The sequence below is a fragment of the Vibrio comitans genome (assembly GCA_024346835.1).
GTDB classification, from domain to species: Bacteria; Pseudomonadota; Gammaproteobacteria; order Enterobacterales; family Vibrionaceae; genus Vibrio; species Vibrio comitans.
Window position 1 is genome coordinate 1,429,101 of record AP024866.1, and the last position, 11,001, is coordinate 1,440,101.

Consider the following 11,001-nt stretch of genomic DNA (forward strand, 5'->3'; position numbering starts at 1 on the left):
ATGAACAAAATAACAAACGAAGCAAAACAACTACTTAATAGAGGGCTGGATGCACACCTTAGAATTGGTGTGACCGGCCTTTCTCGTGCCGGTAAGACCGCATTTATTACCTCCTTTGTGGATCAACTTCTCCATACGTCAACCCATGACAATCTGCCTCTATTGGCGGCGCAGAGAGATGCTAGGGTGTTAGGTGCACGACGAGTGCCCCAGAAGAATCTTCTCACACCTAGATTCAATCTAGATGCTTCTTATGAATCATTGACACTTGAAACTCCGCAATGGCCGACACCGACCCGTGATGTCAGTGAAATCCGTATCGCCATCAAATATAAGCCAAGCAGTAAAGCTCGAAAATTGATCAGTCGCCATGCCACCTTATATGTGGACTTGGTGGATTACCCTGGGGAGTGGCTTCTCGATCTGCCCATGCTAGAGATGGACTTTCAAGCATGGTCTGAACAGCAACTATTACGTCTTCAGCAGATTGACCTGCCTGAAGTGAAAGCTTGGTTAGACCGAAGTCAGCATCTTGACTACGAGGCATCTAATGACGACAAATTGCTCAATGAAGTTGCGGCCCAATACACAGAGCTGTTACTTAATCTCAAGTCGAAGGGATATCAGCTTATACAACCTGGACGATTCGTATTGCCGGGTGAGCTGGCCGATGCCCCTGTAGTGCTGTTCTTTCCTTATGTTTTCAAGGACAAACCTGCAAAGGGTAGCACTATGAACTTGTTGGTTAAGCGCTACAAAGAGTATCAGCAACAGGTGATCAAACCCTTCTATCGCAATTATTTTTCGTCGTTCGATAGACAAATCTTGCTGGTGGATGTGTTAACGCCTCTTAATCAGGGTGAGCATGCCTTCAGCGATATGCAGATTGCACTTACTGAAATAATGAAGAGTTTCAGTTATGGAAAAAATAGCCTAATGCGTCGCTTGTTCTCACCAAGAACCGACAAGTTATTGTTTGCGGCAACAAAAGCTGACCACATTACCCCAGATCAACATTCTAATTTGAACTTGTTGCTTAGACATTTAGTGCAACCGATTTGGCAACATGTCTCTTTTGAAAGTGTCTCTATGGAGTGCATGCCTTTCGCGTCGATAAAATCGACAGAGGCAGGGTTTGTAGAGCAGAAAGGAAAATCTATTCCTGTTGTTAATGGCACGACGATAGAAGGAAATGAACTGACTTTATATCCAGGAGAAGTACCGGCAACCCTACCAAAGGCCGAATTTTGGGATAAACAAGGATTCGATTTTGTTAGCTTCAGACCACAAAATTATGTAGAAGCCGCGCCCTTGCCGCATATCGGTATGGATAAGGTGATGCAGTTCTTACTGGGTGATAAGTTGAGGTAATGCTTTGAACGAATACAAACAAAAACAGGTTTTTACAGACTCAGATGAGAATAAAGAGCAACGCGAAAATGCTAAAACTCAGTACAAAGACGCGCAGCCTGATCTAGGAAGTAAACAAACCTTTGAACAGCATCAATTCATTAAGGCTGAACCTATCGCTACAGCTGATGATGAGCCTATAGAAGAGAAGGTTGAGACGTTGTTTAATCGACGTCGAGTCCCATTGCGTTGGAAGCTATTGTTTGCCACTTTAGGGGGCTTAAGTGTGTGGCAGCTTATTGACTCGTTCATAGGAGCATTTCAAACGAACGACTTTTTGAGTTTGTCATGGACGGTGCTGTTAACCGGTGGCTGCGCCATTGGAGCGGGAGCTTTATTGCGTGAGCTGCTTAAAATGAGACGTCTTCGCCAGCAAGGTGACGTGCAAATGAAGGCTCAAGAGCTCTATGACAATAACGACTATGGCAATGCGGGGCCGTTTTGTGATTCTCTTTCTAAGACGATGACCGCATCAGGTGTTGAGAATGTTGGCCTAGCTAAATGGTCACAACATAAAAGCGAAAATCATTCTGATCGTGACATGCTAGATTTGTATCAGGGGTACGTCCTGTCTCCTGTGGATCAGAAGATAAATAAAGCCATTGCCAAGTATTCATCAGAGGCTGCTGTGATGGTGGCAGTGAGCCCGCTGGCGGCAGCTGACATGTTGCTGGTGGCTTGGAGAAACATATCGCTAATCAACCGTATTGCTAAAGAATATGGTGTTGAGCTTGGCTACTGGTCTCGAATTCAATTGTTACGACTGACTCTAATCAATATGGCAGCAGCAGGGGGTACTGAGCTGGCTATGGATGCAGGCATGGATCTTCTATCTATGGATCTTACTGCTAAGCTGTCGACTCGAGCGGCGCAAGGGGTAGGTGTCGGTTTGCTGACTGCACGTTTGGGTATTAAGGCTGCTCAGCTAATGAGACCAATCCCATTTTCCGATGATAACCGCCTGCGATTGAGAGATGTGCGTGACCAAGTATTGCTGTCTGTTAAACATCGTTTACAAAATAGTGAAGAAAGAGAGCAAGCTTAACTTGCTCTAATCCCTGATATTACTTGACTGAAATGTGCTTCTGCTAGACACTCATGTAAACATTATTGAACACTTGAGAATCAGACGTGCGTTTACAAGTATTGTGTGAAGACCGCTTGGGCTTAACCCGCGAACTGCTAGATATATTAACCTCGCAAAATCTAGATTTGCGAGGTATCGAAATTGACCCTGTCGGTATCATTTATCTTAATTGCCCTGAACTAGATTTTGAATCCTTTAGTGCTTTGATGGCACAAATCAGGCGCATCGATGGTGTCTCTGATGTTAGGCGCATTCAATTCATGCCTAGCGAGCGTAAAAACACAGAACTTACGGCTGTACTCGATAACTTATCAGAAGCACTTCTCTCCGTTGGTCTTAATGGTCAGATTGACATGGCCAATCAGAAGGCCAAGCAGCTTTTTCATAATAATGAAGGCTCTATACTAGGCAGCTCCATCAGCCAACTGCTACCAAAGTTTTCTTACCAAGCATGGCTTGAAGACTCCGCAACCCGACTCAAACAAACGGTTGTAATTGGTGGTATCGATTATCAGATGGAGATTGTCCCTGTCTATCTGACGCAAAGCAGTGATACCTCGGTGCATGCAAGTACCGTGTTTCAGCTTAGACAAGCTCGTCAAGACCATGGACACACTGAGCAGGTTTCTGATAGCGACCCACTGGGCTTTGAGCACTTTGTGGGCATATCCAATCGACATAAAGCGTTGATCACGCAAGCCAAAAAGTTGTCAATGCTAGAGCAGCCGCTACTGATTGAAGGCAATACTGGGACAGGTAAAGAAATGCTTGCTCGCGCGTGTCATGCGCGTTCTCACAGAGCTGCCAATCCCTTTATTGTGCTGAGCTGTGCATCGATGCCAGATGATGTGGCAGAAACTGAGCTGTTTGGTCATGCCCAGAGTGCTTCTAACCAAGGAAAGCCACACAAAGGCATTTTTGAAAACGCGGATGGCGGAACCGTATTTCTTGATGAGATTGGTGAGATGTCAGCACACCTGCAAAGTAAACTGCTGCGATTTTTACAAGATGGCACCTTTAGGCGTGTAGGTGAAGATAAAGAGGTCAGTGTCAATGTGCGCGTGATAGCCTCTACTAAGCATACGTTAGAGCAACTGATAGAGTCGGGAAGCTTCCGTCAGGATCTTTACTTCCGTCTTAATGTGCTAAATCTCAAAATTCCGCCACTACGTGATAGGTCATCAGATATTGCCCCTTTACTGGATATGTTACTAGTGAAACACAGTGCGCAGTTAGGTATTGATAAGCCAAGCTGTTCAGCAAGCCTAATGGACGCCTTAATTAGTTATAGCTGGCCGGGCAATATACGCGAACTCAACAATGCAGTATTGCGCGCCCTCACAGAGCTTGAAGGGACTGAGTTGTCGACCCAACATTTCCACCTTCCTACTCTTGATGGTTTGTCGAAAGGGGAGACGAAGCTCGATCTTGATGGTTCGCTGGACCATATAATGAAGCGTCATGAATCTCAGGTGTTATCTAAGCTGTATCAGGCATTCCCATCGAGCAGAAAACTAGCGAAAAGGCTGAACGTGTCTCACACCTCAATAGCTAATAAGCTGAGAGACTATGAGATTGGGAAGAAATAGGTTTGGAGATGTTTTTCACACATAAGCCTTTGGTCATTAAAAAAAGCACTTCTGTATCAGAACCGACGATTCGTTCTGTTACTCGCTCGGATGCAAAGATATTGTGCGAATACTTTGTGCGTAATAAAGCGTTTTTAAAGCCTTGGGATCCCATTCGAGATGAAGGTTTTTACACCGTAACAGGGTGGAAATATAAGATAACCCGCCTTGAAGAGTTAGAGAAACTCAGACAGGGCTTATACCTTCTATTGTTGAGCCATGACGAGAGCAAGGTATTAGGTGTAGTGACCTTTAGTAATATTGTCGGTTACCCATTTCACGCCTGTAATCTTGGTTATTCTCTCGACGAACAGGAGCAGGGAAAGGGACTAATGCACTCTAGCTTAAAAGAAGCCTGTCACTATCTTTTCGAGACGTTTAATATGCACCGCATTCAAGCATCTTATCTTCCGCATAATGAGAGAAGTGCTAAGGTCCTAGATAAAATGGGCTTTGTAAAAGAAGGTATCGCCAAGGATTACCTATTGATTGATGGGCGTTGGCAAGACCATGTACTGACGTCATTAACTAACCAAAATTGGATGGAAACATGCAAAGATTAAACCAGCAACTTGATATGTTGATGGAGATTGACCAGCTTAAGAACGTCCTTAGAAGAACGCGCGTAAAGAGCGCACAGGGCCGTCTTGAAAATAGTGCAGAGCATAGCTGGCATGTAGCAACTATGGCAATGCTGACTCAAGAGCATGCCAATGCAGAAGTCGACATCGCTCGAGTGTTAAAGATGCTGCTACTGCATGATATTGTTGAAATTGATGCGGGGGACACCTTCGTTTACGACGCAGTTGCCTCAAAAGAGCAAGAGCAAAAGGAGCTTCAAGCAGCGGATCGTTTGTTTGGCTACCTGCCAGAAGGACAAAGAGAAGAGCTTCGTTCTATATGGGATGAATTTGAAGCAGCGATAACAAGTGATGCCAAGTTTGCCAAGGCATTAGATCGATTCATCCCAATGTTATTGAACTATCATAATCAAGGGCAAAGCTGGGTTGAGCATCAAGTGAAACGCAGCCAAGTTATTGCTATCAACAGTCGCATTCAGCAAGGTTCAGAAACCTTGTGGCAGAAGGCGCTACAGATCATAGATGAAGCCGTAGAAAACGGCTGGCTAAAAGATGAGTAATATGGACCATATATCGTTAGATGAGTATTCACGTAAGTGGATCTTTACCCACCAATCCATGCCTATCCCATCAGAAGACTTAGCAGCTATAAAGCCTATGTCTCAGGCTAAAAGTGCTCAGTTCTGGAAGGATAATGTCAGCAAGCAAAGTCCAGACTCAGAGCGTATGAGCAGCCAAGATTGGCCGACTTCAGAGGCTAATTGGTCTGACTCGGTAAACTGGATGAGCAATTGGGAGTCCGATAGCGAGGGGTTGCCTGAAGCAGTACTTGAACACATTGACTGGCAAGACGATGTGACTGTGTATTTCTGTTACGAGAAGTACAATGTGGTACAAACGACTTGGTCGATATTCAAGCAGCACTGGAAAAACTTTCTGTTTTTCGACGACGGCCCAATATTGATTGGCCGACGACGCAAACAGGCGCTATGGTTTACCACTGATGGACAGGTTAAATTGGGTAACCGTCCTTAAGATTTGAGGGGTGGCATGTGTGGCTTGAGTTAGGGTTATTAATACTTTTATTACTCATTCTATTTTTGACCATGCTACCTGTTTGGCGAAACGTAGAACGTCGCTATTTAACTCAAGAATTAAAAAAACACCCTGAACTTACTATTGCGCAGCTACCACTTGGCATTGTTAATTATCACTTTGCTGGTGGCTGTGATTTACCCGTTGTGGTTCTGGTTCATGGTTTCTCAGTTCCTAGCTTTGCGTGGGAAAAAAACGTAAAAGCTATAGAACAATCTGGTTTTCGCGTATTGACGTTTGATTTGTTCGGAAGAGGCTATTCTGCCCGTTCAAATACGCGATACAACCTAGAGCTGTTTTCTAATCAGATAGAGCAACTTTTAGATCATTTACACATAGAGCAAGCAGTGCATTTAGTGGGTTTGTCTATGGGCGGCGCTATTGTGGCGAACTATGCTAAGGCGCATCCCGGTCGGGTTGCAAGTGTGAGTCTTCTTGCTCCACTGAATGAACCGATAGATATTGGACCACTAAAACTGCCTTTCATTGGTCGCTACCTCACCTACGCTTTCTATCTTCCTAAAATGGTTAACGAGCAGATAAAAGACTTTGTCAAACCAGAGCTGTTGGATTACTGGCAACAGCGATATCGTGAGCAAATGAAGATAAAAGGGTTTCGTAACGCGATTTATTTAACCGCAAATCAGGCCCTGCAACAGTCGAGTCAACAGGCTTTGGAGAGCCTCAAAATAAATCACATACCGACGCTTTTAATGTGGGGAAAGAAAGATCAGATGTTCGATTTCAATCAATCAGACAAAGTTCGCTCTTACTTATCCAGTGATCACACCTTTGTTGCACTAGAGGATGCAGGCCACGCTCTTCAGTATGAAAAATCAGAGGTTGTGAATGAGGCTTTGGTTGAATTTATTCAAGGGTTAGCAGATAAAAAAGAACCGGCCCGAAGGCCGGTGCTCTAAGCAGTTTGGTTAGCCATTGCAACGTGGTTAACTTAGCCGCTAAGAAAATCATACACTAAAATTACAACTTCTAAAACAGCGATAAAAACTCTTCGTATCCCATGCTAGCCAGTTGATCTTTGGGAATAAACTTTAGTGACGCTGAATTAATGCAGTATCTTAATCCAGTAGGCTGTGGACCATCTTCAAACACATGCCCGAGATGAGAATCACCAAATCGACTTCTGACTTCTACACGTGTGTAAAACAGTTTGTTGTCCTTATGCTCGGTGATAAATCGGTCATTAATCGGTTTTGTAAAGCTCGGCCAGCCGGTGCCAGATTTATACTTATCTGTTGAGCTAAACAGAGGCTCTCCTGAGACGATATCGACGTAGATACCTTCTTTTTTATTGTCCCAATATTCGTTTTTAAACGGACGCTCTGTACCTTCTTGTTGAGTAACATAATATTGAAGTTCAGTTAGCATATCTTTAATTGCAGAGTCACTCGGTTTTGAGTAACGCTGAGTATCTACGCCTTTGTCTGCCTCAATCATTGCTATCAAGGTCATGCCAGATTCTTCACGATCTTTACCAAAGATGCTATCTAGATAACGATCACGCCCTGAACCGTGGCGATAGTACTTGTAACGAATAGGATTCTTTTTGTAGTAATCCTGATGATAATTTTCGGCCTCATAAAAGGTTGTGTATTCGATTAGATCTGTTTTCAGCGGTTTTTTGTACACACCCAATCGGTCTATATCTTGTATAAACCCTGTAGCAATATCGAGCTGTTGTTCATTGTGATAAAACACAGCAGGTCGGTAGTGTCGGCCTCTATCCACAAACGATCCTTGGTCATCGGTAGGGTCCATGTGGCGAAACAACTGGTCAAGCACTTCAATGTAGGTGACAGAGTCAGCATCGTAGGTAACTTGAATTACCTCTATATGGCCCGTTTTACCTGCAGCTACTTGTTTGTAGGTCGGGTTGACCTCCGTTCCTCCGGCATAACCAGAGACAACATCAATAACGCCAGGCAGTTTTTCAAGATCAGCCTCTGTGCACCAAAAACACCCACCGGCAAGCGTGGCGACTTTGATGTTGGTTGCATCGGACATCTTTGCATCGTCAGCCATAGAACTGCCAGACATCATCCATGCGAAAGGAGAAGCGATTACAATGGTGAAAAGTGCGGTAGACAGTCGTTTCATTTGAGACCTCGTCTTTCTTTGTTAAATAGTCTCTCAATAGGAAAGTGCGAACTAAGAAAAACTTTCACTATTTGTTATTAAATAGCAATTTTAATTAACAATAGTAGTACGAGCTGCAGAAGGGGTTGGTTCAGAAGAAAGATAATATTGCCCCTTTTGATAGGGGCAATCGATGATGTTAGAGCACGCTTAGTCGTCTTGCAGTAATTGCAGGCCTGCTGGCAAGGTATCGCCAAAGGCTTTTTGAGCCTCTTCTTGATTAAACGACTCTTCAGCAGTTAGCAGGTGCAACCAAGTTTGAGGAACTTTACTGCCAGTGATTTTTTCTATTACTTGTTGCCTGAGTTCCTCTGATACATCAAGCGTTCTATCACCGGTTTTACACGCCATCATGACTGCAGCAAAGGCAGCCATGCTTTGTTTGCTCCAATCAAGTTCAAGCAAAGTGTGTAGCCAGGTATTGATCTCTTTAACCGGAATCACATTGTGCTGACTGCCATACAATGGCCTGCGACTGCCTAGGCGTGCTAGTGCCCACCAGTGCGCATCACGGTAGCTTTCTAAGTGGCATGCTTTGGTCATGAACCAATTGGCAAGCAGCGTTTTGTCCTCGAAATGTAATCGTTCCAAAGAAGCAGATAGGCGCACCATTGCTTCATAACCATTGTCATGTGCTACTTTGGCTGTTTGAGGGTTTTTCAGCGCTCCTGGGTGTAGATATTTAGCAATATCGGCAAGAATGGTTTCTTGTTGGTCTTGGTTTAGGCCTCCACTGACTCTGCGCCAAAAAATCCACCAATCACTCCATCCTTGCTGGTTTTTAAATTGAATACCTTGTTGGTAAAGTGGCCAAACTTGCTCCATGCGCCAAGAATCAACGGGATCGCCAAATCCTGGTCTCAAGCTGTAACCCGCCAATCTTAACCAATTTTTTTCATGGGGCTCCGAGCGGCGTCGGCGTTTCTTACCCAGCGCAAAGGCATCAAACAGATGACGAGAGGTGGTTAAGTCCCAGCTCTCCCGCTTGCCTAATTTTCGCTCTAGTTGCTTGGCGAGCATTTTGATTTCTTTAGCATCAGTTTGCTTTTTACTGCCGCTGTAAAGCGCAGAAATGAGCTGCTTGGATTGTGTTAAATTCTCTGGAATTTGTTGCTCTTCAACCGTTTTTTGGTTGCGTACCTCAAACTCCACCTGCCAGCGGTCGTCATCGTTTTCGATGTCAACACACTCAAGCTGCAATGTGCCAACTTCTGTTAACTTACTGCTCAGCTGCACTTCCACTCTGCGCTTTTGATTAGCCTCTAGTTCCTCGTCGTTCCCACTATCAAGTGATGCGATAGAAGGAGGAAGTGCCTGCATTAGGTCACTGTCCACCGTGTGAAGTGTTCCATTGTTGGGTATTGAGCCATCGCTCAAACTGTCCATCGTAGTGGTTAACAGATTAAAGCGAACCGGCTGATCAAGGGTGAGCGCGAAGCGGCGTCCGGTTAGACGCACTTCGGTGCCTTCTTCACTGCCTTTACCCAGTAGACAGAGCGCTTGGCTTTTATTTTTACCCGCAAGGTGCAAGAAGTAGGAGCGAGGGCTACCACCACCAATCTTTAACTGGGCACCACGGCGTGCTTTGCTGTAGGCCACTGCGCCATAAGCCACGGCAAAGTCTGGGTGTGGGTTATCTAACAGAGTAACGGAATCATCACGCCACAATTCAAGGACATCCTGGATACGTTTTTTAATCAGAGGACTGTTAAACGCGCCTCCATTAACTAACAGAGCGACAGGGATAGCGCTACCTTGGCTTTGTCCTAACGCGTCTTGGCAAGCCGATTGGTGCTGGTTTAAAAATTGCGCGACGTGTTTAGTTACAGCGGGATCGGATACATAGGGCAGGCCAAATTCCACAACGGCACTACGTTTACTGCTAGGTAGCTCATCAAATTCGGTGAGAGGGAAAAAGCCCTCCAAGCCGAGTTGCTGAACTTCCTCTCGCGTTACTGCCACACTGCGTGCGCCGCCAATGAGTCGAGAGCCTCCGCCAAGAAGGGTGACTTTACCTTCCTCGGGCGCATTCACGCCAAGCAAGTTCTCTTTCACGCGGCGAGTTTGTGAAATGAGTTTGCTTAGGGCTTGAGCCTTCATGGGCGTTTTGTTGTTTAGCTTTTGCTCACTAATATGGGCGAGGGCAAGGTCGATGTTATCACCACCAAGCATCAGGTGTTCACCCACACCAATACGGTTGAGGCTAAGTTCACCGTCTGTATATTTAGCCTGAATAAGGCTAAGGTCGGTGGTGCCACCACCTACATCGCAAATCAAAATCAGAGGAATATCGGAAAGATCGGGGTTCTGCTGCTGTTCAAAGCGAGCATACCAGTCATAACAGGCCGCCTGAGGCTCTTCCAGAAGCAGCACATTCTCTAAGCCCGCCAGAGAGGCAGACTTTAGGGTTAAACTTCTGGCGATTTCATCAAATGAGGCAGGAACGGTGATAACCACTTCTTGCTCTTCAAGTCTGTTGATTGGGTTTCGGTGGTTCCATGCCTGCCTGATATGGTTTAGGTAACTGGCACTGGCAATAACCGGAGAAACCTTTTCCACATCATCAGCACCTGCCCACGGCAAGATCTCTGACTCTCGGTCTACATTGGCATGGGATAGCCAACTTTTCGCACTAGAAACCTGTCTTCCCTCAACCTGAGAGCCCAATTCTCGCGCCCATTCACCAATGATGACATGTCCAACGTCTCCTTCAACCTGTTGCTGTGTCCACGGCAACTGAAGAGCTTCACTGGAAAACTGCTGCTTTGTCGCATGAAACCTGAAGGACGGAAGTTGCGGTCTGCGTGCCACTTCACCTTGTCCCACAAGCTGGTCAATTTCAAACAATTGCAGAGGCGACTCTTTAAGAGGTTCAGTGTTTTCACAAAAAGCGACCACAGTATTGGTGGTACCAAGGTCAATGCCGACCAGGAATCGAGATTTTTTTGAAGAAGCTGATGTCTTTGACGATGTCATAGTTAACTCGGAGAAACAGGGGTGGAGAAAAACAGCACTGAAGGCATCAGTGCTGTTTAGGGTCTAT

9 protein-coding genes are annotated in these 11,001 nt (G+C 45.3%); 7 read left to right on the top strand and 2 right to left on the bottom strand.

The window, feature by feature from the left end; genetic code table 11:
* The 7 genes from OCU46_RS06485 (at position 1) to OCU46_RS06515 (ending at position 6,721) form a co-directional block, all read left to right on the top strand.
* The gene (locus OCU46_RS06485) at positions 1–1,371 is read left to right on the top strand and encodes a YcjX family GTP-binding protein (protein ID WP_141270222.1); all 1,371 of its coding nucleotides are present in this window, start codon (positions 1–3) and stop codon (positions 1,369–1,371) included.
* Positions 1,372–1,375: 4 nt separating this feature from the next.
* Positions 1,376–2,455: a YcjF family protein gene (locus OCU46_RS06490; RefSeq protein ID WP_141270224.1), complete on the top strand. Its 1,080-nt coding sequence runs from the start codon at positions 1,376–1,378 to the stop codon at positions 2,453–2,455.
* A gap of 86 nt (positions 2,456–2,541) precedes the next feature.
* Entirely contained in the window at positions 2,542–4,086 is a 1,545-nt protein-coding gene (tyrR, locus tag OCU46_RS06495; protein WP_141270226.1) for a transcriptional regulator TyrR, read from the top strand.
* A gap of 8 nt (positions 4,087–4,094) precedes the next feature.
* A complete protein-coding gene (gene rimJ, locus OCU46_RS06500; RefSeq protein ID WP_141270228.1) occupies positions 4,095–4,688 on the top strand; it encodes a ribosomal protein S5-alanine N-acetyltransferase in 594 nt (197 codons plus the stop codon).
* Positions 4,676–5,266 (top strand): HD domain-containing protein, encoded by a 591-nt coding sequence (locus OCU46_RS06505; protein ID WP_141270229.1) that lies wholly within the window; start codon positions 4,676–4,678, stop codon positions 5,264–5,266. Before rimJ ends, OCU46_RS06505 begins: the two co-directional genes overlap by 13 nt.
* Position 5,267: 1 nt before the next feature.
* The gene (locus OCU46_RS06510; protein WP_141270231.1) at positions 5,268–5,741 is read left to right on the top strand and encodes a DUF2947 domain-containing protein; all 474 of its coding nucleotides are present in this window, start codon (positions 5,268–5,270) and stop codon (positions 5,739–5,741) included.
* Positions 5,742–5,758: 17 nt separating this feature from the next.
* A complete protein-coding gene (locus OCU46_RS06515; RefSeq protein ID WP_141270233.1) occupies positions 5,759–6,721 on the top strand; it encodes an alpha/beta fold hydrolase in 963 nt (320 codons plus the stop codon).
* Positions 6,722–6,791: 70 nt separating this feature from the next.
* Here the strand turns inward: OCU46_RS06515 and msrB are convergent, their stop codons facing one another.
* Both msrB and OCU46_RS06525 read right to left on the bottom strand, forming a co-directional pair.
* Positions 6,792–7,919 (bottom strand): peptide-methionine (R)-S-oxide reductase MsrB, encoded by a 1,128-nt coding sequence (gene msrB / locus OCU46_RS06520; RefSeq protein WP_141270235.1) that lies wholly within the window; start codon positions 7,917–7,919, stop codon positions 6,792–6,794.
* A 189-nt stretch (positions 7,920–8,108) separates the two neighbouring features.
* The gene (locus tag OCU46_RS06525) at positions 8,109–10,934 is read right to left on the bottom strand and encodes an Hsp70 family protein (protein WP_141270237.1); all 2,826 of its coding nucleotides are present in this window, start codon (positions 10,932–10,934) and stop codon (positions 8,109–8,111) included.
* Positions 10,935–11,001: the final 67 nt, after the last annotated feature.

Excerpts from the sequence above, each read along its gene's own strand:
- rimJ (WP_141270228.1), top strand. The coding sequence starts at position 4,095 with ATGTTTTTCACACATAAGCCTTTGGTCATTAAAAAAAGCACTTCTGTA.
- OCU46_RS06505 (WP_141270229.1), top strand. The coding sequence starts at position 4,676 with ATGCAAAGATTAAACCAGCAACTTGATATGTTGATGGAGATTGACCAG.
- msrB (WP_141270235.1), bottom strand. The coding sequence starts at position 7,919 with ATGAAACGACTGTCTACCGCACTTTTCACCATTGTAATCGCTTCTCCT.
- OCU46_RS06510 (WP_141270231.1), top strand. The coding sequence starts at position 5,268 with ATGGACCATATATCGTTAGATGAGTATTCACGTAAGTGGATCTTTACC.
- OCU46_RS06485 (WP_141270222.1), top strand. The coding sequence starts at position 1 with ATGAACAAAATAACAAACGAAGCAAAACAACTACTTAATAGAGGGCTG.
- OCU46_RS06525 (WP_141270237.1), bottom strand. The coding sequence starts at position 10,934 with ATGACATCGTCAAAGACATCAGCTTCTTCAAAAAAATCTCGATTCCTG.